This is a genomic window from Streptomyces sp. NPDC090127, assembly GCF_044746945.1.
Taxonomy (GTDB): domain Bacteria; phylum Actinomycetota; class Actinomycetes; order Streptomycetales; family Streptomycetaceae; genus Streptomyces.
Genome location: NZ_JBIVDE010000001.1, coordinates 1,167,946 through 1,192,096 on the forward strand (window position 1 = coordinate 1,167,946; position 24,151 = coordinate 1,192,096).

Here is a 24,151-nt window from a genome sequence, read left to right on the forward strand (position 1 = left end):
CCCGTGCGGGCATACCGCACGGAGCATAGACGTGCACGCCACCTTACCGGCGACCATGCCCCCCTAGGAACGACCAACCGGGGATGCCCCTTTTGGGAGGCACCCCCGGTGGGATGTTCAAGCCATCGAGTCGTCTCAGACGAGCTCGGTGACGGTGCCGCCGGCGGCGGCGATCTTCTCCTTGGCGGAGCCGGAGACGGCGTCGACCGTCACCTGCAGCGCCACGGAGACCTCGCCGGCGCCGAGCACCTTGACGAGCTGGTTCTTACGAACCGCACCCTTGGCGACCAGATCGGCCACCGTGACCTCGCCACCCTGCGGGTAGAGCGCGGCCAGCTTGTCCAGGTTCACGACCTGGTACTCGGTGCGGAACGGGTTCTTGAAGCCCTTGAGCTTCGGGAGACGCATGTGGAGGGGCATCTGCCCACCCTCGAAGCGCTCCGGAACCTGGTAACGGGCCTTGGTGCCCTTCGTACCACGACCGGCCGTCTTACCCTTCGACGCCTCACCACGACCCACACGGGTCTTGGCGGTCTTGGCGCCCGGGGCGGGACGGAGGTTGTGGACCTTCAGCGGGTTGTTCTCCGCCATGTCAGTCGACCTCCTCGACCGTCACGAGGTGGCGGACGGTGTGCACCATTCCGCGGAACTCGGGGCGGTCCTCCTTGACGACCACGTCGTTCAGGCGCTTGAGCCCGAGCGAACGCAGAGTGTCGCGGTGGTTCTGCTTGCTGCCGATGTACGACTTCGTCTGCGTGATCTTGAGGCGAGCCATTACGCACCCGCTCCCGCACGCGCACGCAGGAGAGCCGCGGGGGCGACGTCCTCGAGGGGCAGACCACGGCGAGCCGCGATCTCCTCGGGACGCTGCAGGCCCTTGAGGGCCGCCACGGTCGCGTGCACGATGTTGATCGCGTTGTCGGAGCCGAGCGACTTCGACAGGATGTCGTGAACGCCGGCGCACTCGAGCACGGCACGCACCGGGCCACCGGCGATAACGCCGGTACCGGGGGAAGCTGGCTTGAGCAGGACGACGCCCGCGGCCTTCTCGCCCTGGATCGGGTGAGGGATGGTGCCCTGGATGCGGGGAACCTTGAAGAAGTTCTTCTTGGCTTCCTCGACACCCTTGGCGATGGCCGCGGGAACTTCCTTGGCCTTGCCGTAACCGACACCTACGGTGCCGTCACCGTCACCCACCACGACGAGCGCGGTGAAGCTGAAGCGACGACCACCCTTGACAACCTTGGCGACGCGGTTGATCGCGACAACGCGCTCAACGTACGCGGTCTTCTCGGCGGCAGCGCCACCGTCGCGGCCCTTCCGGTCCCGCCGCTCGCCGCCACCGGCACCGCTTCCGCGGCGCTGGGGTCCAGCCATTGGATTTACCTCTCTCTGTTACGTCCGTTAGTCCCGGAACCGGGGCTTAGAACTTCAGCCCGGCTTCGCGGGCGGCGTCAGCCAGAGCGGCAATGCGCCCGGCGTACCTGTTGCCACCACGGTCGAACACGACAGCCTCGACACCCGCGGCCTTGGCGCGCTCGGCGACGAGAGCGCCGACCTGCTTGGCCTGCGCCGACTTGTCACCCTCGCCACCACGGATGGACGAGTCCAGGTTCGACGCGGACGCAAGGGTGTGACCCTTGAGGTCGTCGATGACCTGAGCGGTGATACCGCGGTTGGAACGCGTCACGACGAGGCGCGGACGCTCCGCCGTACCCGACACGTTCTTGCGGATGCGGATGTGACGGCGGGCCTTGGCCGCACGCTTGTAAGCGTCGCCCTTGGCGATCTTCACACCGTATGCCATGGCTTACTTACCAGCCTTTCCGACCTTGCGGCGGATGACCTCGCCGGCGTACTTGACGCCCTTGGCCTTGTACGGGTCGGGCTTCCGCAGCTTGCGGATGTTCGCCGCGACCTCGCCGACCTTCTGCTTGTCGATGCCCTCGACCGAGAACTTGGTCGGCGACTCGACCTTGAAGGAGATGCCCTCGGGCGCCTCCACCAGGATCGGGTGGCTGTAGCCGAGCTGGAACTCCAGGTTGGAGCCCTTCGCGGCAACGCGGTAACCGACACCGCTGATCTCGAGCGCCTTCACGTAACCCTGGGTCACACCGGTGATCATGTTGGCCACCAGCGTGCGGGACAGGCCGTGGAGGGCCTTGTTCTGACGCTCGTCGTTCGGGCGGGTGACGTTGAGAACGCCGTCCTCACCCTTAACGATCTCGATCGGCGCGGCAACGGTGTGGCTCAGGGTGCCCTTGGAACCCTTCACCGTGACCGAGCGGCCCTCGATGGTGACGTCCACGCCGGCGGGAACCTGGATAGGCAGCTTGCCAATACGCGACATTGCTATTCCTCCGTTCCCGACTACCAGACGTAGGCGAGGACTTCCCCACCTACGCCCTTCTTGCCTGCCTGCTGGCCGGTCAGGAGGCCGTGGGACGTGGAGATGATCGCCACGCCCAGACCGCCGAGAACCTTCGGCAGGTTGGTGGACTTCGCGTAAACCCGGAGGCCCGGCTTCGAGATCCGCTTGATGCCCGCGATGGAGCGCTCACGGTTCGGACCGAACTTGAGCTCGAGAACGAGGTTCTTGCCGACCTCGGCGTCCTCGACCTTCCAGCCCGTGATGAAGCCCTCCTGCTGGAGGATTTCCGCGATGTGAGACTTGATCTTGCTGTGCGGCATCGTCACGGAGTCGTGGTACGCCGAGTTCGCGTTACGCAGACGCGTGAGCATGTCTGCGATCGGATCAGTCATGGTCATGAATTGGCCTTCGGCCTCTCTCGCCGGGGTTTCCTGTATGCGCCATCCCTCTCCCCACACAGGGGCGGGACGGGTGCGGCGCGGGGACCTACGGCGTAGTAAGTCGTACGGGCGGCGGACGCCCAACCCTCCTAGCCTAAGCCATGGAGGGGTGGGCCTCCGCCAACCCTCTGCTTACCGAGAGACTCCGGTTATCCCAGAAAAGCGGGGATTACCAGGAGCTCTTGGTCACGCCCGGCAGCTCGCCACGGTGAGCCATCTCACGAAGGCACACGCGGCACAGGCCGAACTTGCGGTACACGGAGTGGGGACGACCACAGCGCTGGCAGCGCGTGTAGCCCCGCACGCCGAACTTGGGCTTGCGGGCAGCCTTCGCGATGAGAGCCTTCTTCGCCATCTCGCTTACGCCTCCTTGAACGGGAAGCCGAGGTGACGGAGAAGGGCACGGCCCTCAGCGTCGTTGGTCGCCGTGGTGACCACGGTGATGTCCATACCCCGGACACGGTCGATCTTGTCCTGGTCGATCTCGTGGAACATGACCTGCTCCGTGAGACCGAAGGTGTAGTTGCCACGCCCGTCGAACTGCTTGGGGGACAGACCACGGAAGTCGCGGATGCGCGGAAGCGCGAGCGACAGGGTGCGGTCCAGGAACTCCCACATGCGGTCGCCACGGAGGGTGACGTGAGCACCGATCGGCTGACCCTCACGCAGCTTGAACTGCGCGATGGACTTGCGGGCCTTGGTGACGGCCGGCTTCTGACCGGTGATCGTGGTGAGGTCGCGGATGGCGCCCTCGATCAGCTTGGAATCGCGGGCGGCGTCGCCCACACCCATGTTGACCACGACCTTGACGAGGCCGGGGATCTGCATGACGTTCTCGTACGAGAACTCCTCACGCAGCTTGCCCGCGATCTCCTCGCGGTACTTCGTCTTGAGACGCGGAGTGGTGGTGGTAGCCATCAGATGTCCTCACCCGTCCGCTTGGCAACGCGGATCTTGTTGCCCTCGTCGTCGAAGCGGTAACCGACGCGCGTGACGACCTTCTTGCCGTCCTTCTCAACGACCAGCTGGACGTTGGAGACGTGGACCGGCGCCTCGGTCGTGACGATGCCACCGGCCTGCGACGGGCCGGCCTTGGTGTGCTTCTTGACCCGGTTGACACCCTCGACCAGGACACGGTTCTCGCGGGGGAAGGCCGTGATGACCTTGCCCTGCTTGCCCTTGTCCTTACCGGTGATGACCTGGACCAGGTCGCCCTTCTTGATCTTCATGCTTACAGCACCTCCGGCGCGAGCGAGATGATCTTCATGAACTTCTTCTCGCGCAGCTCACGGCCCACCGGGCCGAAGATACGGGTGCCGCGAGGGTCGCCGTCGTTCTTGAGAATGACAGCGGCGTTCTCGTCGAAGCGGATGTACGAGCCGTCCTGGCGGCGGCGCTCCTTGACGGTGCGAACGATGACCGCCTTGACGACGTCACCCTTCTTCACGTTGCCACCGGGGATCGCGTCCTTGACGGTGGCGACGATGACGTCACCGATGCCCGCGTAGCGGCGACCGGAACCACCGAGAACACGGATGCAAAGGATCTCCTTGGCACCAGTGTTGTCGGCGACACGCAGTCGCGACTCCTGCTGGATCACGTCTATCTCCTGATTGTCTGCCGGTTCCCGGCAGGGGCACCGAAGTGCCCCTGCCGAGCCTGGCGGAACGAACTCGAAGGGTTACCCCTTCAAGTGATTACTTGGCCTTCTCGAGGATCTCGATGACGCGCCAGTGCTTCGTCGACGAAAGCTTCCGGGTCTCCATCAGGAGGACGCGGTCGCCGACGCCGGCAGCGTTCTGCTCGTCGTGAGCCTTGAGCTTGTTCGTACGGCGGATGACCTTGCCGTACAGCGCGTGCTTGACGCGGTCCTCGACGGCGACGACGACGGTCTTGTCCATCTTGTCGCTGACGACCAGGCCCTCACGGACCTTGCGTGCGTTGCGCTCGGTCTTCTCAGTCACGTTGCTCTCGCTCATCAGGCACTCTCCACCGTCTCGATGCCCAGCTCGCGCTCACGCATCAGGGTGTAGATCCGCGCGATGTCCTTACGGACGGACTTGAGCCGACCGTGGTTCTCGAGCTGGCCAGTCGCCGCCTGGAAGCGGAGGTTGAACAGCTCTTCCTTGGCCTCGCGAAGCTTGGCAACAAGCTCCTCGTTGCCCAGCTCGCGCAGCTCGGACGCCTTGGTACCGGCGGTCATCACAGCTCACCTGCCTCGCGCTTGACGATCTTGCACTTCATCGGCAGCTTGTGGGCCGCACGGGTCAGGGCCTCGCGCGCGATCTTCTCGTTCGGGTACGACAGCTCGAACATCACCCGACCGGGCTTGACGTTCGCGATCCACCACTCCGGGGAACCCTTACCGGAACCCATGCGGGTCTCGGCAGGCTTCTTCGTGAGCGGGCGGTCCGGGTAGATGTTGATCCAGACCTTGCCGCCACGCTTGATGTGGCGGGTCATCGCGATACGAGCCGCCTCGATCTGGCGGTTGGTCACGTACGCCGGAGTGAGGGCCTGAATGCCGTACTCGCCGAACGCAACCTGCGTACCACCCTTGGACATACCGCTGCGCTTCGGGTGGTGCTGCTTGCGGTGCTTGACCCTACGGGGGATCAGCATTTCGGTCAGGCCTCCGTTCCGGTGCTCTCAGCAGCCGGAGCGGCGGCGGGAGCGTCGGCCTTGGGGGCCTCGGCAGCCTGAGCCTGCTGCGGCTTGCGACCGCGACCGCCACGCTCGCCACCGCGACCACCACGGCCACCGGCCGGACGGTCACCGGCGCCACGGGCCGGGCGGTTACCCGCACGGGCCGCTGCGTTCTCGGCGCGGACCTCGGCGATGTTCTTGACATCGCCCTTGTAGATCCAGACCTTCACGCCGATGCGGCCGAAGGTCGTCTTGGCCTCGAAGAAGCCGTAGTCGACGTTCGCGCGGAGCGTGTGCAGGGGCACACGGCCCTCGCGGTAGAACTCCGAGCGGGACATCTCGGCGCCGCCGAGGCGACCGCCGCACTGGATCTTGATGCCCTTGGCGCCGGCCTTCATCGTGCCCTGCATGCTCTTACGCATGGCGCGACGGAAGGAGACGCGGGAGGAGAGCTGCTCGGCAACGGCCTGGGCGACCAGCTGAGCGTCCATCTCGGGGTTCTTGACCTCGAGGATGTTCAGCTGGACCTGCTTGCCCGTGAGCTTCTCGAGGTCACCGCGGATGCGGTCGGCCTCGGCGCCACGGCGGCCGATGACGATGCCGGGACGCGCGGTGTGGATGTCCACCCGCACGCGGTCACGGGTGCGCTCGATCTCAACCTTCGAGATGCCGGCGCGCTCCATGCCGGACGTCATCATCCGACGGATGGCGACGTCTTCCTTGACGTAGTCCTTGTACAGCTTGTCGGCGTACCAGCGGGACTTGAAGTCCGTGGTGATGCCGAGCCGGAACCCATGCGGGTTAACCTTCTGGCCCATTACCGGGTTCCTTCCTTGCTGCTGACGACCACGGTGATGTGGCTGGTCCGCTTACGGATCCGGTAGGCACGGCCCTGAGCACGCGGACGGAACCGCTTCAGGGTCGGGCCCTCATCCACGAACGCCTCGCTGATGAACAGCGAAGAGGCGTCACTGTGGTCGTAGTTGTGCGCGGCGTTGGCGATGGCGCTGTCCAGCACCTTGCCGACCGGCACGCTCGCGGCCTGCGGGGCGAAACGCAGGACCGCCTGAGCCTCCGTGGCATCCATGCCACGGATAAGGTCCACCACACGGCGGGCCTTCATGGGCGTAACGCGGATGTACCGCGCCTGGGCCCTGGCTTCCATGGTTGTCCTTCCAGTGTCTGTCATGGTCATTCCACCCCGCTACTAGCGGCGCTTCGACTTCCGGTCGTCCTTCACGTGACCCCGGAAGGTGCGCGTCGGCGAGAACTCGCCGAGCTTGTGGCCGACCATCGACTCGGTGACAAACACCGGAATGTGGGTCTTGCCGTTGTGCACCGCGATCGTGTGGCCGAGCATGGCCGGGATGATCATCGAGCGACGGGACCAGGTCTTGATGACGTTCTTGGTGCCGGCTTCGTTCTGGACGTCCACCTTCTTTACGAGGTGGTCGTCGACGAAGGGCCCCTTCTTGAGACTGCGCGGCATCTAAACCCGCTCCTAGCGCTTCTTGTTCGTCTTGCGGCGGCGGACGATGTACTTGCTCGAAGCCTTCTTCGGCGAGCGAGTACGACCCTCCTTCTGACCCCACGGGGAGACCGGGTGGCGACCACCGGAGGTCTTGCCCTCACCACCACCGTGCGGGTGGTCGACCGGGTTCATCGCCACACCGCGAACGGTCGGGCGAACGCCCAGCCAGCGCTTACGGCCGGCCTTGCCCCAGTTGATGTTCGACTGCTCGGCGTTGCCGACCTCACCAATGGTGGCGCGGCAGCGGGCGTCGACGAGACGGATCTCGCCGGACGGCATACGAAGGTGGGCCATCGTGCCCTCCTTCGCCAGCAGCTGCACGGAGGCACCCGCGGAACGGGCGAACTTGGCGCCACCGCCGGGACGGAGCTCGATCGCGTGGATCGTGGTACCGACCGGGATGTTGCGGAGGGCCAGGTTGTTGCCGGGCTTGATGTCGGCGCCAGGGCCGTTCTCCACCCGGTCGCCCTGCGCGAGACCACGCGGGGCGATGATGTAGCGCTTCTCGCCGTCCGCGTAGTGGAGCAGCGCGATGCGAGCGGTGCGGTTCGGGTCGTACTCGATGTGAGCGACCTTGGCCGGCACGCCGTCCTTGTCGTGACGACGGAAGTCGATCACGCGGTAGGCGCGCTTGTGGCCACCGCCCTGGTGACGGACGGTCACACGACCGGTGTTGTTACGGCCGCCCTTGCTGTGCAGCGGGCGGACCAGCGACTTCTCCGGCGTGGACCGCGTGATCTCGACGAAGTCGGCTACGGAGGAGCCACGACGGCCCGGCGTAGTCGGCTTGTACTTGCGGATTCCCATTTCTCAGTCCTCGTCCGATTCCGGACGACTCGACCGCCGTCAGGCGGTCGGGCCGCCGAAGATGTCGATACGGTTGCCCTCGGCAAGGGTCACGATGGCGCGCTTGGTGTTGGCGCGCTTGCCGAAACCAGTGCGGGTGCGCTTGCGCTTGCCCTGACGGTTGATCGTGTTGACCCCGGTGACCTTGACCGAGAAGACCGCCTCGACGGCCTGCTTGATCTGAGTCTTGTTGGACCCGGGCGCGACGATGAACGTGTACTTGTTCTCGTCGAGCAGCGCGTAGCTCTTCTCGGAAACAACCGGCTTGACGAGGATGTCACGCGGGTCCGTGAAGGTCTTGCTGGTGATCGTGGCCTCGGACATCAGGCCTCGCTCCCTTCGTTGTCAGCGGCCTTGGGGCCAGACACGAAGGACTCGAGGGCGGCCTGGGTGAAGACCACGTCGTCGGATCGCATCACGTCGTACGTGTTCAGCTGGCCCGGCTCCAGGATGTGCACCTGGGGCAGGTTGCGGGCGGAGAGCCACGCGGCCTCGTCGGCGCGCTCGACGACCAGGAGCAGGTTCTTGCGCTCCGAGATCTTGCCGAACAGCGACTTCGCGGCCTTGGTGGAGATGTCACCCTCGACCACGCCGGAGACGACGTGGATGCGGGAGTGGTTCGCCCGGTCGGTGAGGGCACCGCGGAGAGCGGCGGCCTTCATCTTCTTGGGGGTGCGCTGCGAGTAGTCACGCGGCACGGGACCGTGCACGACGCCACCACCGGCGAACTGCGGGGCGCGGGTCGAACCCTGACGGGCGCGGCCGGTGCCCTTCTGGCGGTACGGCTTCTTGCCACCACCGCGGACCTCGCCACGCGACTTGACCTTGTGCGTGCCCTGACGGGCGGCGGCCAGCTGCGCGACGACGACCTGGTGGATCAGCGGGATGCTGATCTTGGCCTCGAAGATCTCGGCCGGGAGCTCGACGGTCCCGGTCTTGTCGCCGGAGGGCGACAGAATGTCAATGGTGCTCATATCCTCAGGCCCCCTTGGCCGCGGTGCGGACCAGGACGAGGCCGCCGTTCGGACCAGGAACCGCACCCTTGATCAGGAGCAGGCCCTTCTCCGCGTCAACGGCGTGAACGGTCAGGTTCTGGGTGGTCACGCGCTCGTTGCCCATGCGGCCGGCCATGCGCATGCCCTTGAAGACACGGCCCGGGGTGGCGCAGCCACCGATCGAACCGGGCTTGCGGTGCACGCGGTGGGCACCGTGCGAGGCCTTGCCACCACGGAAGTTGTGGCGCTTCATGACACCGGCGAAGCCCTTGCCCTTGCTCTTACCGGTGACGTCGACCTTCACGCCGGCCTCGAAGAGCTCGGCGGTGATCTCCTGGCCGAGCGTGTACTCGGAGGCGTCAGCGGTGCGGAGCTCCACAAGGTGACGGCGCGGGGTGACGTCGGCCTTGGCGAAGTGGCCCTTGAGGGGCTTGTTCACCTTGCGCGGGTCGATCTCGCCGAAGGCGATCTGGACCGACTCGTAGCCGTCGATGTCGTTCGTACGCACCTGGGTCACGACATTGGGGCCGGCCTTGACGACGGTCACCGGGACGACCCGGTTGTTCTCGTCCCAGACCTGCGTCATGCCGAGCTTCTCGCCCAGGATGCCCTTGATGTTCTTAGCCATCTCGCGCGTCACCTCAGAGCTTGATCTCGATGTCGACGCCCGCCGGCAGGTCGAGGCGCATGAGCGAGTCAACCGTCTTCGGCGTGGGGTCGAGGATGTCGATGAGGCGCTTGTGCGTGCGCATCTCGAAGTGCTCGCGCGAGTCCTTGTACTTGTGCGGCGACTTGATGACGCAGTACACGTTCTTCTCAGTGGGCAGCGGCACCGGGCCCGCGACCGACGCACCAGTGCGAGTCACCGTCTCGACGATCTTCTTCGCCGAAGAGTCGATGACCTCGTGGTCGTAGGCCTTGAGCCGGATGCGGATCTTCTGTCCCGCCATGGCTACTCAGTAGTCCTTTGTCTTGGTTAACGCTCTGGACTCGGGGGGCTCTCATGACTCCACCTCCGACCCACGCGGTCGGGCGTGTCGCACTCCCTCTACGCAGAAATCCCGAGAGATCTCCCAACCAAGGGGGTGCGGTTCCCAGAACCGCGAGCCGGGGGCAGAACACCACCCGAGTGCCTGGTCGGCGCCCCGCTGACACTTCCCGGAAGATTCCCGTACGTCCGCTCCTGAGAAGGAGCGACGAGTACTGTGGGACTCGCTTCCGGTCCCCCCGACGGGAGGCGTGCAGCATCGGCACTCAACCGAGCAACCCCGACAGTCTGCCATACGGGGTGCAGCGCTGGCCAATCGAGCCGGAGAGAATACCCCGGACGTGACGCACGTCAAACGCCCGCCCCGGGGGAGCGCGCCGATTCAGCCCTGCGCATCGCTGTGTGCCGCACGGCTCGGAGGCGTCACGGGCCCCGCTCGGCGGTTCCCCTCCGAGCGGCATCGTCACCCTTCCTGTGACGCACATCGCCCTCATCCCTCGGTCACCTGACCGATTCCAGGGCAACCCCCGCCCCCGTAATCCCGTCTAGCCAGTCGCGGAAGCAGGCCTGAACAGGCGTTCCGCGGATTCCAGGGCATGTGCGCGGTACGGGGGGACATCACCAGTGGACAGATCCGAGCTGCCCGGGGCCGGTCTGCCCCGACGACGCGGAGTGCTGGCGGGCGCCGCCGCCCTCGGTACGGCCCTTCTCGCCGGATGCTCCGTGCCCGCCCCGCGCCGGACCCAGCCGGTCGCCGACCCCGCGCCCGGGGTGCCGATCGTCTCCACCCGACGCGCGCAGCTCCTGCAGTTCGCCGCGCACCCGGACGACGACCTCTACTTCATGAACCCGGACACCCAGCGCATGCTCGACGCCGGTGTCCCGCTGGTCTCCGTCTACGTCACGGCCGGCGAGCACGAGGGGGTGAACCGGGTCAAGGGCATGCCGCCCGCGAAGCCCGACCGGGCCGCCTACTCCTCCGCGCGCCACCAGGGCCTGCGCCAGGCGTACGCGACGCTCCTCGGGCTGGACACGTTCACCCCCTGGCAGAAGGGCGTCATCACCCTTCAGGGCGGGCGGCGCGCCGAGATCAACACGCTGGTGCACGACGGCCGCCGGGTGGAGCTGATCTTCCTCAACCTGCCCGAGCACGCCCCCCGGCGCTACATGGCCCTGCCCGCCCTCTGGCGCGACCGCGCGCTCGAACTGCGCACCCACCTGTCCGCGGACTCTCCCGTCGACCGCTCCGACACCTACGACCACGACCAGCTGATCGACGTCCTCGTCGGCCTCCTCGACCGCTACCGGCCGACCATCGTGCAGACCCTCGACCCCGACCCGGACATCCAGCTCAGCGACGCGGCGACCCGCAAGCGGGACGCCGAGCAGCCCGGCTACTCGGACCACGGCGCCCACACCGCCGCCGCCTGCTTCTCCTGGGCCGCGCTCATACGCTGGGTCGCCCAGGACCAGAAGGGCCCGGGCCAGATACCGGCCTTCGTGGCGACCGCCTTCCGGGGTTACTACAACCGTCACTGGCCCAAGAACCTCCCCCCGCAGGTCCTCGACGAGAAGGCCGGCCACCTCCTCCCGTACGGCGGCGATCCCGCCTGGGAGTGCGGCAACCCCTCGGGCTGCGGCGACTACAGCGTCGGCGGGGGCCGCCCGCTCACCAACAGCAAGGGCTGGGTCCGGGCGACCCACCACCGCTGGCCCGGCGCCGGCCCCGCCGTCGTCGCCCGGTCCGACGGGCGGCTCGACGCCTACGGGGTGCTCGGACTGCGCGCGGTCCGCTGGCGGGAGACCGAACGGGGCTCGGGGCTCTGGGGCGACCCGACGGACCTGGGCGGCGGGCCGCTGGTGCCGGCGCTCGGCTCGGCCACCCTCCCCGACGGGCGCGTCCTGCTGTTCGGCGTCCGCTTCGCCGCCCTCGCCGGGCGCGGCGGGCCCAACGAGCGGGAGGTCGTCCTGCTGGAGCAGCGCTCCCCCGACGGCCCGTTCCTCGCCTGGCGGGGCCTGGGCAATCCGGAGCGCAAGGACGACCGGGGCCGCCGGATCGGCGTCCCGGTCGCGGTCGCCACCCCGGACGGCCGCGTCCACCTCTTCCTCCGCAACGCGGACAAGGGCGTGTCGACGCGGGTGCGGGAGACCGACGGCGCCTGGTCCTCGTGGCGGGACCTCCCGAGGGCCGAGGAGATCCAGGACGGCCTGGAGGTCGTGGTCGACGGCGCGGGCCGGGTCCACGTCCTCGGCGCCGGCCGGAACTCCGTACAGCACTGGATCGACTCCACGCCCGCCGCACCGCTCCCCCTCGCGGGCGACCCGGTCGCCGCCGTACCGGCCCAGGGCCGCGCCGGGGTGGAGGTGTACTACCGCAGGCCGGCCACGAAGGAGCTGCTGTCGCGGCGCGGGAACGCGTCCTTCGACGGGTACGGCTCCGTGGCCGCGGCGGCCGACGCCGGCGGAACGGTTCTGCTGGGTCGGGACCTGCGCGGTCGGATCCAGCTGCGCCGGGGCGGCCGGCTCTGGACCCGCACGCAGGGGGCGGCGGCCGTGCAGGCCCCCGCGCTGCGGCTGCTGCCCGGCGGCCCGGTCGCCGTGGGCCTGGGCGCGGACGCGCACCCGTGGGTGTGGCGTCCGGCGAAGCGCACCGGCGCGACCTCGACCTCGTAGACATCTCGCAGGGCTCGTGGCACGAACAACGAAGAGGGCCCCCGTCCCGCCGCGAACGGCGGGCCGGGGGCCCTCTCATGACGCTCCGTCAGGAGCGGCGCAGGTCAAGCGATCGACAATTACTTGTTGATCTTGACGACCTGGCCGGCGCCCACGGTCCGGCCACCCTCACGGATGGCGAACTTCAGGCCCTCCTCCATGGCGACGGGCTGGATCAGCTCGACGGTCATGGAGGTGTTGTCGCCCGGCATGACCATCTCGGTGCCCTCGGGGAGGGTCACGACGCCGGTCACGTCCGTGGTACGGAAGTAGAACTGCGGGCGGTAGTTGTTGAAGAACGGGGTGTGACGGCCACCCTCGTCCTTCGACAGGATGTAGGCCTGGGCCTCGAAGCTGGTGTGCGGCGTGACCGAACCCGGCTTGATGATGACCTGGCCGCGCTCGACGTCCTCGCGCTTGATGCCACGGAGGAGCAGACCGACGTTCTCGCCCGCCTGGCCCTCGTCGAGCAGCTTGCGGAACATCTCGATGCCGGTGACCGTGGTGGTGACCTTCTCGGTCTTGATACCGACGATGTCGACGGTCTCGTTGACCTTGAGGACACCACGCTCGATACGACCGGTGACGACGGTTCCACGACCGGTGATCGTGAAGACGTCCTCGATCGGCATCAGGAACGGCTTGTCGACGTCACGCTCGGGCTGCGGGATCGCCTCGTCGACGGCGGCCATCAGGTTCAGGACCGACTGGCCCCACTCCTTGTCGCCCTCGAGCGCCTTGAGCGCCGAGACCTTGACGACCGGCAGGTCGTCGCCCGGGAACTCGTACTCGGAGAGGAGCTCACGGACCTCGAGCTCGACGAGCTCCAGGATCTCCTCGTCGTCCACCATGTCGGCCTTGTTCAGGGCGACGACGATGTACGGAACGCCGACCTGGCGGGCCAGGAGCACGTGCTCCTTGGTCTGCGGCATCGGGCCGTCGGTGGCGGCGACCACGAGGATGGCGCCGTCCATCTGCGCGGCACCCGTGATCATGTTCTTGATGTAGTCCGCGTGACCGGGGCAGTCGACGTGGGCGTAGTGACGCGACTCGGTCTGGTACTCGACGTGCGCGATGGAGATGGTGATACCGCGCTGGCGCTCCTCAGGAGCCTTGTCGATCTGGTCGAAGGCCGAGGCCTCGTTCAGGTCCGGGTACGCGTCGTGCAGCACCTTGGTAATGGCGGCCGTGAGGGTCGTCTTACCGTGGTCGATGTGACCGATGGTGCCGATGTTGACGTGCGGCTTAGTCCGCTCGAACTTCGCCTTCGCCACGGGGGTCCTCCTGGAGAGTGGTTCTGTACGCCTTACTCATCGGCGCCAGGTGATCTTTGCTGGGATGCCGTCCGCCGGGGGCTCTTTCTTCGGGTTCGAATTCCGAGCCCCGGCGTACGGTGTCAAGCCTAAAGCGTGCACTCGGGTGAGTTACTCGCCCTTGGCCTTCGCGATGATCTCCTCGGCGACGTTCCGCGGAACCTCGGCGTAGGAGTCGAACTGCATCGAGTAGCTTGCGCGACCCGAGGTCTTGCTGCGGAGGTCTCCGACGTAGCCGAACATCTCCGAGAGGGGCACGAGGCCCTTCACGACGCGAGCGCCGCTGCGCTCCTCCATGGCCTGAATCTGGCCACGGCGGGAGTTGATGTCACCGATGACCTCGCCCATGTAGTCCTCGGGCGTGGTGACCTCGACGGACATCATCGGCTCGAGGATGACCGGCGAAGCCTTGCGCGCGGCCTCCTTGAAGGCCTGCGAACCGGCGATCTTGAACGCGAGCTCGGAGGAGTCGACCTCGTGGTAGCCACCGTCGAGAAGGATGACGCGGACGCCAGTCATCTCGTAGCCGGCCAGGATGCCGAACTGCATGGCCTCCTGCGCACCGGCGTCGACCGAAGGGATGTACTCCTTCGGGATGCGGCCACCGGTGACCTTGTTCACGAACTCGTACGACGAGTCGCCACCCTCGATGGGCTCGATCGCGATCTGCACCTTGGCGAACTGACCGGTACCACCGGTCTGCTTCTTGTGGGTGTAGTCCAGTCGCTCGACGGCCTTGCGGATCGTCTCGCGGTACGCGACCTGCGGCTTGCCGACGTTCGCCTCGACCTTGAACTCGCGACGCATACGGTCGACGAGGATGTCGAGGTGAAGCTCGCCCATACCACCGATGATGGTCTGGCCGGTCTCCTCGTCCGAGTGCACCTGGAAGGAGGGGTCCTCCTCCGCGAGACGCTGGATGGCGACACCCAGCTTCTCCTGGTCACCCTTGGACTTGGGCTCGATGGCGACCTGAATGACCGGCGCCGGGAAGTCCATGGACTCCAGGATGACCGGGTTCTTCTCGTCACACAGCGTCTCACCGGTGGTGGTCTGCTTCAGGCCCATGACGGCGACGATGTCGCCGGCGCCCACCGAGTCGATCTCCTCACGCTTGTTCGCGTGCATGCGGTAGATCTTGCCGATGCGCTCACGCTTGCCCTTGACGGAGTTCAGCACCGCGGTGCCGGCCTCCAGGCGACCGGAGTAGATCCGGACGAAGGTGAGCTTACCGAGGTGCGGGTCGCTCGCGATCTTGAACGCCAGAGCCGACAGCGGCTCCTCGTCGGACGGCTTGCGCTTGACGACCAGCTCCGCGTCCTTCACGTCGTGGCCCTCGATGGCCTCGACGTCCAGGGGGGAGGGGAGGTAGCGCACGACCGCGTCGAGCAGGGGCTGGACGCCCTTGTTCTTGAACGCGGTGCCACAGAAGACGGGGGTGATCGTCTTCTCGCCGCCACCCTTGCCGGAGGCAATGGTGATACGACGGACGGCGGCGTAGAGCTGCTCCTCGGTGGGCTCGACGCCCTCGAGGAAGAGCTCCATGATCTCTTCGTCGTTCTCGGCGACGGTCTCGACCAGCTTGCCGCGCCACTCTTCAGCGGCCTCGACGTGCGTGGCCGGGATGTCGACGACGTCGTACATCTCGCCCTTGGTCGCTTCCGCGGACCAGACCAGGGCCTTCATGCGGACGAGGTCCACGACACCCTGGAAGTCCATCTCGGCGCCGATGGGCAGCTGCATGACGATCGGGACGGCGCCGAGGCGGTCCACGATCATGTCGACGCAGCGGTGGAACTCGGCGCCCGTACGGTCGAGCTTGTTGACGAAGCAGATACGCGGGACGCCGTAGCGGTCCGCCTGACGCCAGACAGTCTCGGACTGGGGCTCGACACCGGCGACGCCGTCGAACACCGTCACGGCACCGTCGAGCACGCGGAGCGAACGCTCCACCTCGACGGTGAAGTCGACGTGGCCCGGGGTGTCGATGATGTTGATGGTGTGGTCGACGTCCTCGAGCGGCCAGTGGCAGGTCGTCGCGGCGGACGTGATCGTGATGCCGCGCTCCTGCTCCTGCTCCATCCAGTCCATCGTGGCAGCGCCGTCGTGGACTTCACCGATCTTGTACGAAACGCCGGTGTAGAACAGGATCCGCTCGGTGGTGGTCGTCTTGCCCGCGTCGATGTGAGCCATGATGCCGATGTTGCGCACCTTGGCAAGGTCAAGCGAAGTGGTAGCCATATCGGCTCAGTCTTCTCTCGGTCTCGATGTGGGTTGCGACTACCAGCGGTAGTGCGCGAAGGCCTTGTTGGACTCGGCCATCTTGTGCGTGTCCTCACGCTTCTTGACCGAAGCACCGAGGCCGTTGGAGGCGTCGAGGAGCTCGTTCATGAGGCGCTCGGTCATGGTCTTCTCGCGGCGGGCGCGGGAGTAGCCCACGAGCCAGCGGAGCGCGAGGGTGGAGGCGCGACCGGGCTTGACCTCGATCGGCACCTGGTAGGTGGCGCCACCGACACGGCGGGACTTGACCTCGAGGGACGGCTTCACGTTCTCGAGGGCGCGCTTCAGCGTGATGACCGGGTCGTTGCCGGTCTTCTCGCGGAGGCCTTCCATGGCGCCGTAGACGATGCGCTCGGCGGTGGAGCGCTTGCCGTCCAGCAGGATCTTGTTGATCAGCGAGGTGACAAGAGGAGAGCTGTAGACCGGGTCGATGATGACCGGGCGCTTCGGGGCGGGGCCCTTACGAGGCATTCTTACTTCTCCTTCTTGGCGCCGTAGCGGCTGCGAGCCTGCTTACGGTTCTTGACGCCCTGCGTGTCGAGGGAACCGCGGATGATCTTGTAACGAACACCCGGCAGGTCCTTCACACGGCCACCACGCACGAGCACGATGGAGTGCTCCTGCAGGTTGTGACCCTCACCCGGGATGTAGGCCGTGACCTCGATGCCCGAGGTCAGACGCACACGCGCGACCTTACGGAGGGCCGAGTTCGGCTTCTTCGGGGTGGTCGTGAACACACGCGTGCAGACGCCGCGACGCTGAGGGGAACCCTCGAGTGCGGGCGTCTTGTTCTTCTCGACCTTGTCCTGCCGGCCCTTCCGGACCAGCTGCTGGATCGTAGGCACTACTTCTCCGGTTTCTGTGTGCCGTCGTAAAACTAACCTGGAACACTGTCCGACCCACGCGGTCGGGTGTGTCGAATACTGCGGACCTCCGCCGGGGGCGGAAAACACACAGATTGCGGTGGCCGTGAACGGACTCGTCATGCGGCTGATGACACGCACGCGAGCCCAGGCACACCCCAGGCACAAGGTCTGAGCGTACCTACCGCATGGACTCCGGTCAAAACAAATGCCCGGGCACCCGGGGACCCGGCCGACCTCGGCGAACGCTCTGTCGAGAGGGGCTCGCACAAGGTCACGCCGGAGGCGGCACGCCCGTCAGGTGTCGGCGTCCTGACGGGCGCCGTCGGCGTCCGGTGGCGGGGGGCGGTGACGAGGGTCACTGCGGCCGCGCGGGGTGCTGCGACCGCCGGGGTCAGTGCGGTCGCCGGAGTCGGGCCGGGGCCTGCGGTCGCCCTGGTCGCCGGGGTCGGTCCGCGCACCGGGGTCGGACCGGTCGCCGGGGTCGGGCCGGTCGCCGGGGTCGGCTCGGGCACCGGAGTCGGGCCGGTCGCCGGGGTCGGCTCGGGCACCGGAGTCGGGCCGGTCGCCGGGGTCGGCTCGGGCACCGGAGTCGGGCCGGGGCCTGCGGTCGCCCTGGTCGCCGCGGTCTCCGGGGTCGGCCCTGTCGCCCGGGTCGCCCGGGTCGGTGCGCTCGCCGCGGTCGGCGCGGGTGCGGCGGGGGCCGGGGAGGCGCGGGATGGTCGGAACCTTCGACTTGCGGCTCTTGCGGACGAACGCCGGACGGGCGCTCTCCCCTGCATCCACAGCCTCCCCCGACCCCGCTCCTCGCGCCTCGGCGTCTCGCGCCTCGGCGTCCGCGGGTTCGGCCGGGGGCGGGGGCGGCGCGTCGCGGGCGGCCGGGGTGCCCTCCGCGCCCGCCGACGGTCCTCCGACGAGGTCCTGACGGTCCGTCGGGAACGGGATGACGGCGGCCTGGCCGGGGGTGCGCCCGACGAGCCGGAGCGGCCTGACCCGGGCGGCCGCGGCACGCGCCTCGTCCAGGGCCGGACCGTACTCGGCGGCGGCGTCCCGCCAGCCGTTCGCGTACGCGGCGATCTCGCGGCGCTCGATCTCCTCGCGCAGCAGGACGGCGACCTCGTCGGGGGCGTGCTCCTCGAGCAGCCGGCCGAGTAAGCCCAGCAGTCCGGGCAGGTCGGCCGGGGGCTCGCCCGGGAGGCGGGCCTCGGAGCCCGGCTCCGCCTGGGGCGCGCCGGCGTCCGGCACGGAGGGGCCGACCGGCGGCGGAGGAGCCGACGGCTTCGGGGGCGGCGCCGTTGGTGGCACACCGCCCGCCGTCCCGTCGCCCCCGGCCATCCGCATCTCTCGTTCGCGTCCCATCCCCGCCATTTCTGCCCATGCGTCGGAGGGCATTCCTCGGAGCGCCGCCGAACTCTTACGGGGGGCGTTCAGCCTGTGGAGTGGGGGGACAGGCCGTGACAGCTTACTGGGGGTCAAGAGGAGGACGGGATTCCGCGCCCTTACGGAGGGCGGAGGCGCGAGTGATCGCGGTCGACGGGCCGGTTCCGGGCGCGGTGGCACGCGGCCCGGCGGCCGGGCCGCCCAGGGCACACCCGGGCCGATCCCTCCTGGCCGGAGGCCGGATCGATCCCGGCGGGCAGGCCGGACCGATCCTCACCCCCAGGCCGGTTCGATCCTGACGCGCAGGCCGGATCACCCTCGGGCGGACGGGAGTTCAGCCCTGAGCGAGCGAGGGTTCGGACCGGGGCGGGCGAGGGTTCCCGCTCGGCTGGGCAGTGGACCGGTCCTGGGCGGACAGTGGGTCGGTCCTGGGCGGGCAGTGGACCGGTCCTGGGCGGGCGGGCCGGGGATCAGTCCTGGGCGAGCGGGGCCCGGCGAGCCGGCGCCTGCGGCAGGAACTGACCCGCGACCTTGATGAACATCTCCCGCTGGTCGGCCGGGACGCCGAGCCCGGCGGCCGCCTCCTCCAGGGTGAGCTGACGCGTCTCGGCCGCCGCCGGTACGGGCTCGGCGGCCGGCGGCATCGGCAGATCCTCCTCGGTGAGCCGGCCCGAGCGGATCAGCATGTCGCGCACCGGGACGTCGAGGACGTGCGCGAGCCGCCTGGTGGTCTCCAGGTCGGGCATGCTCTGGCGCTGCAGCAGCCGGGTGATGGCCGCGCGGTGGACGCCCGCCTCGTCCGCGAGCCTGGATTTGCCGCCGCCGCGCGGGCTGTCGATGTCGTAACCGCGGCGACGGATGAGTTCCTCGATCCAGGCGGCGAACTGGTCCAGGTCATTGGCGGTCATGGGTGGTCGCCTCCCTCCGAAGCGGGCCCCAAGACTATCGCGCTTGCGCGCACGGAATTACGTGCTCCTGCGCGCGCAACGTGTCGATTTTGCGAAGGGTGGCTTCCGAACCGAGTTGCGTGCGCACGCGCAACATGTCAGTGTGCGGATTCGCAACGGTCCCGCCGACCCTGGAGTTGCCGCATGTCCGCCACACCCGCCCCACCCGTAGCAGCGTTGCCGCTCTCCGAGGCCCTGGAGTTCTTCGGCTGGCGCGCTGCCGCCGCCTGCTCGGGACTGCCCCCGCAGATCGTCTTCGCCCGCCGGGAAGCAGAGGCCCGACCTGCGCTGAAGGCGTGCGAGCGGTGCCCGGTGGTGCGGCAGTGCGAGGAGACCGTGGCGCCGGCGGAGAGCTTCTTCGACGGAGTGAGCGCGGGCCGCCTGTGGCGGAACGGCCGACTGGTCCGTCTCCGGGGCGCCGATGTTGCGCGCCCGCGCACTGCGCGCCGGGAGTCGTACGCAGCACAGGAGACGTAATCGCGTACACGGCGCGTACGCGACCTACGCCCGGTCCGGGGACACCCGAGGCTCCGGCGCGTACGCCGCTCGCCCGTGGCCACCTCCCGCTCCTCTCTCACCGCGCCCGCCGGCGCCCGCACCCGCGCGCGACCCGCGCTCCGCACCACCCCGGAGGCCCCATGGACACCCCCAAGGACACCCGCACCCACGCCCGCACCGTCGCCCACCCCCGCCCCCAGTCCGGCACCGGCACCCACACCGGCACCACGCCCCACACCGGCAGCGGCGCCGAGGCGTCCCGCACGGAGGCGTCCCGCACGAAGGCCTCCCACACCGAGCTGTCCCGTACCGCCGACGGCGTGCGGGCGCAGGGTGCCCTGCGTGACGCCGCGCTGTGGATCGAGGCGCTGCTCCGCCAGTTCCCCGAACTCCTCACCGAGCTCGCCCCGGGCCGGCGCTCCGCGGGTGCCGGCCCCGCGTCCGCGCCCCGTAGCCCGGCACCCGAACTGCTGCGTGAGGAGCGGCGCGACGCCCTCCTGGTCCAGCAGCGGCACGGCCTCACCGTTCCCGGCCGTTCCTCCGCGCCGATCCGGCTGCACATCTCCGACGCCATCCGCGACATCACCGACGGGGTCGTCGAACTGGACGAGGCCGTGCACGACAAGCTCGGCCTCGGACGGCCGCGCCACGCGCGCGTGCCGGAGCGACTGGCCCGGATCGTGGGCCTGTTGGGCGAGGTCTCGGTGTATCCGGCCCTCGCCGAGCACGTACGGGACGAGAGCCGCCGGATGGCCCGCCGCTGCGCCCGCGCGCTCGGCGACGCCGAGTCGATGGTGCGGGTGCGCGGCCGTTGTCCGTGGTGCGACTCGGTGTCGCTGCGCGCCTTTCCGGCGCGCCGGGCGGTGCTCTGCGTGAACCCCTCCTGCCGCTGCGCGGACACCGCGTGCGACTGCCGGACGGACCCGGCGTACCGGCACGTGTGGCACGACCGCGACTGGGACGCGCTGGCGAGCGCGGCAGGCGCGGACCGCGGCGAGATCGCCGCCTCCATGGACACCACCGACGAAGGAGTACGCCGATGAGCACGGCCACGGTCACCGTCACGCAGGCCCGCATCCCGCTGATCAACGGGGCCCTCGCCGCGGCGGAGGCCGGCGTCGTGCCGGCGACGATCCGCAAGTGGGTCCAGCTCGGCCATCTCGTGCCGGCCGGGCGGCAGGGGCGGGCGCAGCTCTACCGCCTGGAGGACGTGTTCGCGGCGGAGCGAGCGGCCCGCCGCGCGTAGCGCGCGTTCGCGCACCGACGGCGTCGCGCGTGCGTACACCGACAGCGTGACAAGAAGAGGCGGTCGCCCCTGAGGGGCGGCCGCCTCTTTCGTCTCTCCGGTCTCACCTTCCGGCATCCCCCTCAGGTCGTATCCGTAGGACCCGCGCGCGGGCTCCGCCGCCGAGGTCGGGCCCGTAGCTCGCCTCGACGGCCTCCTGCCAGCCGCTGCTGAACCCTCGTATCTCGGACTCCACGGCGATCCGCGCCCCCACCTTCTCCACCAGAGCGGTGAGCGTTCTGCCGACCTCGGCGGTGTACGAGCCGGTCTCCCCCGCCTCGGCGGCGACTTCCACGGCTGCCGCGACCACCTCGGTCAGCCGCTCCTGCGCACTGCCGGCACTGCTGACCACGCGCACCTACCTTTCGAATCTCTGTTCGAAGTCCCGAGAGTAACGCGCTGGAGGGTCACGGCACCACTCGCCGCACCCTCGAAGTGCGGCCGCGCGCGAACTAGTTGCGCGCTCGCACGATCTCAATCACAATAGGTGCAGCGGCGGAGCTGTGCCCCCATCCCTCCGGGGCACGGCTCCGCCGCACCCGTATGCCAGGTCCGTACGAACAGTCCGTACGCACAGTCCGTACGCAAAGGAGTGATGCCCCGTCATGAGCTCAGCCCCGAGCACCTTCCCCGACGTGGAGGCCATCGTCGTGGACCTCCTCTCCGACCGGCCGGAGCTGGCGGGGGCGATCGTCGACGAGACCCCGCCGGCCGGCTTCGACGGCACCCAGCGGGCCGTGATCGTCTCCCGCCGTGGCGGGGCCTGGATCGACGACCTCCACCTGGACCAGCCGCTGATCGAGCTGGAGGTCTACGGACCCGACAAGCCGACCGCCCACGTACTGGCCAACGCGGCCCGAGCGGAGCTGCTGAACGCCGCCGGTACCACCTACGGCACCACGTTCATCAGCGACGTCGTCGAGGCCGACGGCCCGCGCTGGTACCCCGACTACCTCTACACCGCGGCCAACCGCTACCTCTGCGTGTTGCGCCTCTCCCTGCGTACGGACTGACGCACGGACCGACGCACGGACCGACTCCCGTCGTCCGTCTCGTCACCCGTCCCGTACGCCCCACAGATCAGGCCTCGCCGGCTCCGGCGGGGCCTTTGCCGTACCCACGGCACACCTCTCACACCCACAGGAGAAATTCATGGCAGGCAACTCCTCGTCCGAGATCCGCGTCGCCGGCACCGGACGTGTCCTGGTCGCCAACCTCGGCGCCCCCCTCCCCACCACCTTCTCCGCCAACCCGGCGACGGACTGGGGCACCGGCTGGACCGACCTCGGCTACACCTCGACCGACGGCGTGACCTTCTCCAAGAAGGACAAGCTCGACCCGGTCGAGACGTGGCAGTCGATCAGCCCGGCCCGGTTCGTCTACTCGGACCGCGACCTGACGCTGAAGTTCTCGATGCTCCAGTTCAACGAGGACACGCTGCCGTTCTTCATGGGCGGCAGCAAGACGGACATCGTCCCCGGCGGCACCGGCAACCCGGGCGTCTTCACCTTCGACGTCGCGGACGGCCCGACCTTCGACGAGCGCGCCCTCGGCCTGGAGTTCACCGACGGCAAGGACGTCACGTACCGCTTCGTCATCCCGCGCGGCCAGGTGACGGCCACCGACGACATCAAGCTCGCCCGCAAGTCGGCGGCGTCGCTGGGTGTCACCTTCACCGCGCTGTCCGGCGGTGACGGCGAGCCGCTGGCCACCTTCGTCATGAAGGACCCGGCGTACGCCCTCCCCGCGTAACCCCGTGCGCCGGGCGGGAGCGGCCCGTCCGCTCCCGCCCGGCGCACACCCCACCCCCTTCTCGCAGTTCCTACGTTTCTACGGAGAGACACCCATGGCCTCGTTCAACGTCAACGCCGCCCGCGCCCAGCGCATGGAGGCCCTCGGCAAGTCCTGGTCCTTCGACCTGGACGACGACACCTTCGAGCTCCCCACCGAACTCACGCGCGCGACGGCCAAGGCGCTGCGCGGCCTCGCCGACGACGACGTGGACGGGCTGCTGAAGCTGCTCATGGGCGAGAAGCAGTTCGCCCGCTTCGAGCAGCACAGCGTCACGATGCAGGACATCGCGGCGATCCTGAACGCCTACGGCCAGGAGACGGGGCTGGCCCTGGGGGAAGGCTGAGCCTCGACGAGTTCGTCGAGGAACATGCCGAGGCACTAGAGGCCGACCTGCTCCGTCACTACGGAGTGGACCTCCTGGACTGGCACCGCGACCGGCTCTCGGCCCGCCGGCTGGCGGTGCTGATCAAGCACATGCCGCGGGACAGCGCGCTGCTGAGCGAGACGGACGGCGAGGCAGCCGAGTGGAGCACGACGGACTACCTGCTGGCCGCGGTGGTGGACCACCTGGCGGTGGCCAACTGGATGTTCTCGAGCGTCAATTCGGCCGAGGACTCCGAACCGCTGGATCCGCCGAGGCCGGTGCCACGTCCTGGCGACGGGGCGAACGTCCCGGCGGCTGACGCCGGGGCCTCGGTCGCCCCGGATGTCCGCCCGGACGCCGAGCCGGAGCCACTCAGCCCTACCGAACTGGCGCGGTTCTTCAGCTGACGCCCCTCGTCCGCCCCCGGCTCAGCCGATGACGAACGTCAGCAGTGCGGCGGTGCCCGCGACCAGGACGAGCGCGGCCTGGCTGAAGTACCCGAACCGTGGCTCCTTCGAGGCCAGGTACTGGGCGGGCACGACCACCGACGGCTTCGCCGGGTCGAACACGACCTTGAAGATCTCTCCGAGCTCCGGAGCCGGTTTCGGGCTGCTGATCGTCGCCCGCAAGCGCCGCGCATCGCTGGACTGGTAACTGCAACGGACGTTGACGACGGTGAGCCCCTGCCGACGGATGCGTTCCTCGCAGACGGCGTCGGTCTTGACACCCCTGCGCCTCAGCCGGCGATCGCGCAGCTGATGCGGCAGGGAGAACAGGCTGAGGGCTGCGAGCGGGAAACAGATGAGCCACAGAAAGGCCGAAACGTCCGCCACGCGGATCGCCAGTTGCACGGAACCCCCCAGGTTGCGCGGCTATCACAGAAGTCCGCGCAGTCTAC

General features: G+C 68.6%; 37 protein-coding genes. 8 read left to right on the plus strand and 29 right to left on the minus strand.

The annotated features are described in order from the left end of the window. Positions 1 to 135 precede the first annotated feature (135 nt). The 21 genes from rplO to rpsJ form a co-directional block, all read right to left on the minus strand. Positions 136 to 591 carry a 50S ribosomal protein L15 gene (rplO, locus tag ACIPPS_RS05160; RefSeq protein ID WP_361445400.1) on the minus strand — a complete coding sequence of 152 codons (456 nt, stop codon included), beginning with the start codon at positions 589 to 591 and terminating at the stop codon, positions 136 to 138. A gap of 1 nt (position 592) precedes the next feature. After that, entirely contained in the window at positions 593 to 775 is a 183-nt protein-coding gene (rpmD, locus tag ACIPPS_RS05165) for a 50S ribosomal protein L30 (protein WP_005313525.1), read from the minus strand. Beyond that, positions 775 to 1,377: a 30S ribosomal protein S5 gene (rpsE, locus tag ACIPPS_RS05170; RefSeq protein WP_017239585.1), complete on the minus strand. Its 603-nt coding sequence runs from the start codon at positions 1,375 to 1,377 to the stop codon at positions 775 to 777. The genes rpmD and rpsE overlap by 1 nt, the downstream gene beginning before the upstream one ends. Before the next feature lie 46 nt (positions 1,378 to 1,423). After that, a complete protein-coding gene (rplR, locus tag ACIPPS_RS05175) occupies positions 1,424 to 1,807 on the minus strand; it encodes a 50S ribosomal protein L18 (RefSeq protein ID WP_401426977.1) in 384 nt (127 codons plus the stop codon). A 3-nt stretch (positions 1,808 to 1,810) separates the two neighbouring features. Beyond that, positions 1,811 to 2,350 carry a 50S ribosomal protein L6 gene (rplF, locus tag ACIPPS_RS05180; protein WP_362013648.1) on the minus strand — a complete coding sequence of 180 codons (540 nt, stop codon included), beginning with the start codon at positions 2,348 to 2,350 and terminating at the stop codon, positions 1,811 to 1,813. 20 nt (positions 2,351 to 2,370) lie between these two features. Next, positions 2,371 to 2,769, minus strand: coding sequence for a 30S ribosomal protein S8 (gene rpsH / locus ACIPPS_RS05185; protein ID WP_015035585.1), 399 nt, complete (start codon positions 2,767 to 2,769; stop codon positions 2,371 to 2,373). Positions 2,770 to 2,980: 211 nt separating this feature from the next. Next, positions 2,981 to 3,166 carry a type Z 30S ribosomal protein S14 gene (locus tag ACIPPS_RS05190; RefSeq protein WP_003948630.1) on the minus strand — a complete coding sequence of 62 codons (186 nt, stop codon included), beginning with the start codon at positions 3,164 to 3,166 and terminating at the stop codon, positions 2,981 to 2,983. Between the two features lie 5 nt (positions 3,167 to 3,171). Then, positions 3,172 to 3,729: a 50S ribosomal protein L5 gene (rplE, locus tag ACIPPS_RS05195; RefSeq protein WP_260229393.1), complete on the minus strand. Its 558-nt coding sequence runs from the start codon at positions 3,727 to 3,729 to the stop codon at positions 3,172 to 3,174. Then, positions 3,729 to 4,040 (minus strand): 50S ribosomal protein L24, encoded by a 312-nt coding sequence (rplX, locus tag ACIPPS_RS05200; protein WP_015035583.1) that lies wholly within the window; start codon positions 4,038 to 4,040, stop codon positions 3,729 to 3,731. The genes rplE and rplX overlap by 1 nt, the downstream gene beginning before the upstream one ends. A 2-nt stretch (positions 4,041 to 4,042) precedes the next feature. Beyond that, positions 4,043 to 4,411 (minus strand): 50S ribosomal protein L14, encoded by a 369-nt coding sequence (gene rplN, locus ACIPPS_RS05205; RefSeq protein ID WP_003956455.1) that lies wholly within the window; start codon positions 4,409 to 4,411, stop codon positions 4,043 to 4,045. A gap of 97 nt (positions 4,412 to 4,508) precedes the next feature. After that, the gene (gene rpsQ, locus ACIPPS_RS05210; protein WP_260229394.1) at positions 4,509 to 4,790 is read right to left on the minus strand and encodes a 30S ribosomal protein S17; all 282 of its coding nucleotides are present in this window, start codon (positions 4,788 to 4,790) and stop codon (positions 4,509 to 4,511) included. Continuing rightward, a complete protein-coding gene (rpmC, locus tag ACIPPS_RS05215; RefSeq protein WP_028797851.1) occupies positions 4,790 to 5,014 on the minus strand; it encodes a 50S ribosomal protein L29 in 225 nt (74 codons plus the stop codon). The genes rpsQ and rpmC overlap by 1 nt, the downstream gene beginning before the upstream one ends. Next, positions 5,014 to 5,433 (minus strand): 50S ribosomal protein L16, encoded by a 420-nt coding sequence (gene rplP, locus ACIPPS_RS05220; RefSeq protein WP_015035580.1) that lies wholly within the window; start codon positions 5,431 to 5,433, stop codon positions 5,014 to 5,016. Before rplP ends, rpmC begins: the two co-directional genes overlap by 1 nt. A gap of 5 nt (positions 5,434 to 5,438) precedes the next feature. Further along, positions 5,439 to 6,275, minus strand: a complete 837-nt coding sequence (rpsC, locus tag ACIPPS_RS05225; RefSeq protein WP_260229395.1) for a 30S ribosomal protein S3 — start codon at positions 6,273 to 6,275, stop codon at positions 5,439 to 5,441. Beyond that, a complete protein-coding gene (rplV, locus tag ACIPPS_RS05230) occupies positions 6,275 to 6,622 on the minus strand; it encodes a 50S ribosomal protein L22 (RefSeq protein WP_135332555.1) in 348 nt (115 codons plus the stop codon). Before rplV ends, rpsC begins: the two co-directional genes overlap by 1 nt. Before the next feature lie 42 nt (positions 6,623 to 6,664). Further along, the gene (gene rpsS, locus ACIPPS_RS05235; protein ID WP_215069815.1) at positions 6,665 to 6,946 is read right to left on the minus strand and encodes a 30S ribosomal protein S19; all 282 of its coding nucleotides are present in this window, start codon (positions 6,944 to 6,946) and stop codon (positions 6,665 to 6,667) included. Between the two features lie 12 nt (positions 6,947 to 6,958). Next, complete coding sequence (rplB, locus tag ACIPPS_RS05240) at positions 6,959 to 7,795, minus strand: 50S ribosomal protein L2 (protein ID WP_401426981.1); 837 nt, start codon at positions 7,793 to 7,795, stop codon at positions 6,959 to 6,961. Positions 7,796 to 7,834: 39 nt separating this feature from the next. Continuing rightward, positions 7,835 to 8,158 carry a 50S ribosomal protein L23 gene (gene rplW, locus ACIPPS_RS05245; RefSeq protein WP_158989420.1) on the minus strand — a complete coding sequence of 108 codons (324 nt, stop codon included), beginning with the start codon at positions 8,156 to 8,158 and terminating at the stop codon, positions 7,835 to 7,837. Continuing rightward, complete coding sequence (gene rplD / locus ACIPPS_RS05250; RefSeq protein WP_401426983.1) at positions 8,158 to 8,808, minus strand: 50S ribosomal protein L4; 651 nt, start codon at positions 8,806 to 8,808, stop codon at positions 8,158 to 8,160. The genes rplW and rplD overlap by 1 nt, the downstream gene beginning before the upstream one ends. Positions 8,809 to 8,812: 4 nt before the next feature. Beyond that, positions 8,813 to 9,457, minus strand: coding sequence for a 50S ribosomal protein L3 (gene rplC, locus ACIPPS_RS05255; protein ID WP_260229398.1), 645 nt, complete (start codon positions 9,455 to 9,457; stop codon positions 8,813 to 8,815). A 13-nt stretch (positions 9,458 to 9,470) separates the two neighbouring features. After that, complete coding sequence (gene rpsJ, locus ACIPPS_RS05260; RefSeq protein WP_003948644.1) at positions 9,471 to 9,779, minus strand: 30S ribosomal protein S10; 309 nt, start codon at positions 9,777 to 9,779, stop codon at positions 9,471 to 9,473. 662 nt (positions 9,780 to 10,441) lie between these two features. Between rpsJ and ACIPPS_RS05265 the strand changes: the two genes are divergently transcribed. Further along, positions 10,442 to 12,490 carry a PIG-L family deacetylase gene (locus ACIPPS_RS05265; protein ID WP_401426987.1) on the plus strand — a complete coding sequence of 683 codons (2,049 nt, stop codon included), beginning with the start codon at positions 10,442 to 10,444 and terminating at the stop codon, positions 12,488 to 12,490. A gap of 119 nt (positions 12,491 to 12,609) precedes the next feature. Here ACIPPS_RS05265 and tuf read toward each other — a convergent pair whose 3' ends face one another. From tuf to ACIPPS_RS05295, 6 genes are all read right to left on the minus strand, one after another. Beyond that, positions 12,610 to 13,803, minus strand: coding sequence for an elongation factor Tu (gene tuf, locus ACIPPS_RS05270; protein WP_147980746.1), 1,194 nt, complete (start codon positions 13,801 to 13,803; stop codon positions 12,610 to 12,612). Positions 13,804 to 13,953: 150 nt separating this feature from the next. Next, complete coding sequence (fusA, locus tag ACIPPS_RS05275) at positions 13,954 to 16,083, minus strand: elongation factor G (RefSeq protein WP_329117174.1); 2,130 nt, start codon at positions 16,081 to 16,083, stop codon at positions 13,954 to 13,956. A 39-nt stretch (positions 16,084 to 16,122) separates the two neighbouring features. Then, the gene (rpsG, locus tag ACIPPS_RS05280) at positions 16,123 to 16,593 is read right to left on the minus strand and encodes a 30S ribosomal protein S7 (protein WP_003966970.1); all 471 of its coding nucleotides are present in this window, start codon (positions 16,591 to 16,593) and stop codon (positions 16,123 to 16,125) included. Between the two features lie 2 nt (positions 16,594 to 16,595). Then, positions 16,596 to 16,967 carry a 30S ribosomal protein S12 gene (gene rpsL, locus ACIPPS_RS05285; protein ID WP_003948652.1) on the minus strand — a complete coding sequence of 124 codons (372 nt, stop codon included), beginning with the start codon at positions 16,965 to 16,967 and terminating at the stop codon, positions 16,596 to 16,598. A 315-nt stretch (positions 16,968 to 17,282) separates the two neighbouring features. Then, on the minus strand, positions 17,283 to 18,344 hold the full coding sequence (locus ACIPPS_RS05290) for a hypothetical protein (RefSeq protein ID WP_401426990.1): 1,062 nt from the start codon (positions 18,342 to 18,344) through the stop codon (positions 17,283 to 17,285). A gap of 491 nt (positions 18,345 to 18,835) precedes the next feature. Then, a complete protein-coding gene (locus tag ACIPPS_RS05295; protein ID WP_401426992.1) occupies positions 18,836 to 19,273 on the minus strand; it encodes a helix-turn-helix domain-containing protein in 438 nt (145 codons plus the stop codon). Positions 19,274 to 19,456: 183 nt separating this feature from the next. Between ACIPPS_RS05295 and ACIPPS_RS05300 the strand changes: the two genes are divergently transcribed. The 3 genes from ACIPPS_RS05300 (at position 19,457) to ACIPPS_RS05310 (ending at position 21,056) form a co-directional block, all read left to right on the plus strand. Then, positions 19,457 to 19,789, plus strand: a complete 333-nt coding sequence (locus ACIPPS_RS05300) for a WhiB family transcriptional regulator (RefSeq protein WP_401426995.1) — start codon at positions 19,457 to 19,459, stop codon at positions 19,787 to 19,789. A gap of 161 nt (positions 19,790 to 19,950) precedes the next feature. Beyond that, positions 19,951 to 20,853, plus strand: coding sequence for a hypothetical protein (locus tag ACIPPS_RS05305; protein WP_401426997.1), 903 nt, complete (start codon positions 19,951 to 19,953; stop codon positions 20,851 to 20,853). Next, the gene (locus ACIPPS_RS05310) at positions 20,850 to 21,056 is read left to right on the plus strand and encodes a hypothetical protein (protein WP_401427000.1); all 207 of its coding nucleotides are present in this window, start codon (positions 20,850 to 20,852) and stop codon (positions 21,054 to 21,056) included. The genes ACIPPS_RS05305 and ACIPPS_RS05310 overlap by 4 nt, the downstream gene beginning before the upstream one ends. Positions 21,057 to 21,159: 103 nt before the next feature. Here ACIPPS_RS05310 and ACIPPS_RS05315 read toward each other — a convergent pair whose 3' ends face one another. Continuing rightward, positions 21,160 to 21,447 carry a hypothetical protein gene (locus ACIPPS_RS05315; RefSeq protein WP_401427003.1) on the minus strand — a complete coding sequence of 96 codons (288 nt, stop codon included), beginning with the start codon at positions 21,445 to 21,447 and terminating at the stop codon, positions 21,160 to 21,162. Positions 21,448 to 21,700: 253 nt separating this feature from the next. On the opposite strand from ACIPPS_RS05315, the gene ACIPPS_RS05320 reads away from it, so the two are divergent. The 4 genes from ACIPPS_RS05320 to ACIPPS_RS05335 all read left to right on the plus strand — a co-directional run bounded on the left by ACIPPS_RS05320 (position 21,701) and on the right by ACIPPS_RS05335 (position 23,660). After that, positions 21,701 to 22,108, plus strand: a complete 408-nt coding sequence (locus tag ACIPPS_RS05320) for a hypothetical protein (protein ID WP_401427006.1) — start codon at positions 21,701 to 21,703, stop codon at positions 22,106 to 22,108. 139 nt (positions 22,109 to 22,247) lie between these two features. Then, positions 22,248 to 22,847 carry a phage tail protein gene (locus ACIPPS_RS05325; RefSeq protein ID WP_401427008.1) on the plus strand — a complete coding sequence of 200 codons (600 nt, stop codon included), beginning with the start codon at positions 22,248 to 22,250 and terminating at the stop codon, positions 22,845 to 22,847. Positions 22,848 to 22,941: 94 nt separating this feature from the next. Continuing rightward, complete coding sequence (locus ACIPPS_RS05330; RefSeq protein ID WP_260229420.1) at positions 22,942 to 23,232, plus strand: hypothetical protein; 291 nt, start codon at positions 22,942 to 22,944, stop codon at positions 23,230 to 23,232. A 65-nt stretch (positions 23,233 to 23,297) separates the two neighbouring features. Next, entirely contained in the window at positions 23,298 to 23,660 is a 363-nt protein-coding gene (locus ACIPPS_RS05335; protein ID WP_401427011.1) for a hypothetical protein, read from the plus strand. Positions 23,661 to 23,681: 21 nt separating this feature from the next. On the opposite strand, the gene ACIPPS_RS05340 is transcribed toward ACIPPS_RS05335, so the two are convergent. Next, on the minus strand, positions 23,682 to 24,104 hold the full coding sequence (locus ACIPPS_RS05340; RefSeq protein WP_401427014.1) for a hypothetical protein: 423 nt from the start codon (positions 24,102 to 24,104) through the stop codon (positions 23,682 to 23,684). Positions 24,105 to 24,151: the final 47 nt, after the last annotated feature.

Coding starts and splice junctions, on each gene's coding strand:
- rplP (WP_015035580.1), bottom strand. CDS start 5,433: ATGCTGATCCCCCGTAGGGTCAAGCACCGCAAGCAGCACCACCCGAAG.
- rplW (WP_158989420.1), bottom strand. CDS start 8,158: ATGTCCGAGGCCACGATCACCAGCAAGACCTTCACGGACCCGCGTGAC.
- rpmD (WP_005313525.1), bottom strand. CDS start 775: ATGGCTCGCCTCAAGATCACGCAGACGAAGTCGTACATCGGCAGCAAG.
- fusA (WP_329117174.1), bottom strand. CDS start 16,083: ATGGCTACCACTTCGCTTGACCTTGCCAAGGTGCGCAACATCGGCATC.
- rplE (WP_260229393.1), bottom strand. CDS start 3,729: ATGGCTACCACCACCACTCCGCGTCTCAAGACGAAGTACCGCGAGGAG.
- ACIPPS_RS05300 (WP_401426995.1), top strand. CDS start 19,457: ATGTCCGCCACACCCGCCCCACCCGTAGCAGCGTTGCCGCTCTCCGAG.
- ACIPPS_RS05290 (WP_401426990.1), bottom strand. CDS start 18,344: ATGGGACGCGAACGAGAGATGCGGATGGCCGGGGGCGACGGGACGGCG.
- rpsG (WP_003966970.1), bottom strand. CDS start 16,593: ATGCCTCGTAAGGGCCCCGCCCCGAAGCGCCCGGTCATCATCGACCCG.
- rplF (WP_362013648.1), bottom strand. CDS start 2,350: ATGTCGCGTATTGGCAAGCTGCCTATCCAGGTTCCCGCCGGCGTGGAC.
- ACIPPS_RS05320 (WP_401427006.1), top strand. CDS start 21,701: ATGAGCTCAGCCCCGAGCACCTTCCCCGACGTGGAGGCCATCGTCGTG.
- rpsC (WP_260229395.1), bottom strand. CDS start 6,275: ATGGGCCAGAAGGTTAACCCGCATGGGTTCCGGCTCGGCATCACCACG.
- ACIPPS_RS05305 (WP_401426997.1), top strand. CDS start 19,951: ATGGACACCCCCAAGGACACCCGCACCCACGCCCGCACCGTCGCCCAC.
- rpsE (WP_017239585.1), bottom strand. CDS start 1,377: ATGGCTGGACCCCAGCGCCGCGGAAGCGGTGCCGGTGGCGGCGAGCGG.
- rplO (WP_361445400.1), bottom strand. CDS start 591: ATGGCGGAGAACAACCCGCTGAAGGTCCACAACCTCCGTCCCGCCCCG.
- rpsQ (WP_260229394.1), bottom strand. CDS start 4,790: ATGAGCGAGAGCAACGTGACTGAGAAGACCGAGCGCAACGCACGCAAG.
- rpmC (WP_028797851.1), bottom strand. CDS start 5,014: ATGACCGCCGGTACCAAGGCGTCCGAGCTGCGCGAGCTGGGCAACGAG.
- rplX (WP_015035583.1), bottom strand. CDS start 4,040: ATGAAGATCAAGAAGGGCGACCTGGTCCAGGTCATCACCGGTAAGGAC.
- rpsH (WP_015035585.1), bottom strand. CDS start 2,769: ATGACCATGACTGATCCGATCGCAGACATGCTCACGCGTCTGCGTAAC.
- ACIPPS_RS05295 (WP_401426992.1), bottom strand. CDS start 19,273: ATGACCGCCAATGACCTGGACCAGTTCGCCGCCTGGATCGAGGAACTC.
- ACIPPS_RS05325 (WP_401427008.1), top strand. CDS start 22,248: ATGGCAGGCAACTCCTCGTCCGAGATCCGCGTCGCCGGCACCGGACGT.
- rpsS (WP_215069815.1), bottom strand. CDS start 6,946: ATGCCGCGCAGTCTCAAGAAGGGGCCCTTCGTCGACGACCACCTCGTA.
- rpsJ (WP_003948644.1), bottom strand. CDS start 9,779: ATGGCGGGACAGAAGATCCGCATCCGGCTCAAGGCCTACGACCACGAG.
- rplD (WP_401426983.1), bottom strand. CDS start 8,808: ATGAGCACCATTGACATTCTGTCGCCCTCCGGCGACAAGACCGGGACC.
- rplC (WP_260229398.1), bottom strand. CDS start 9,457: ATGGCTAAGAACATCAAGGGCATCCTGGGCGAGAAGCTCGGCATGACG.
- ACIPPS_RS05330 (WP_260229420.1), top strand. CDS start 22,942: ATGGCCTCGTTCAACGTCAACGCCGCCCGCGCCCAGCGCATGGAGGCC.
- rplR (WP_401426977.1), bottom strand. CDS start 1,807: ATGGCATACGGTGTGAAGATCGCCAAGGGCGACGCTTACAAGCGTGCG.
- rplB (WP_401426981.1), bottom strand. CDS start 7,795: ATGGGAATCCGCAAGTACAAGCCGACTACGCCGGGCCGTCGTGGCTCC.
- rplV (WP_135332555.1), bottom strand. CDS start 6,622: ATGGAAGCCAGGGCCCAGGCGCGGTACATCCGCGTTACGCCCATGAAG.
- ACIPPS_RS05310 (WP_401427000.1), top strand. CDS start 20,850: ATGAGCACGGCCACGGTCACCGTCACGCAGGCCCGCATCCCGCTGATC.
- ACIPPS_RS05190 (WP_003948630.1), bottom strand. CDS start 3,166: ATGGCGAAGAAGGCTCTCATCGCGAAGGCTGCCCGCAAGCCCAAGTTC.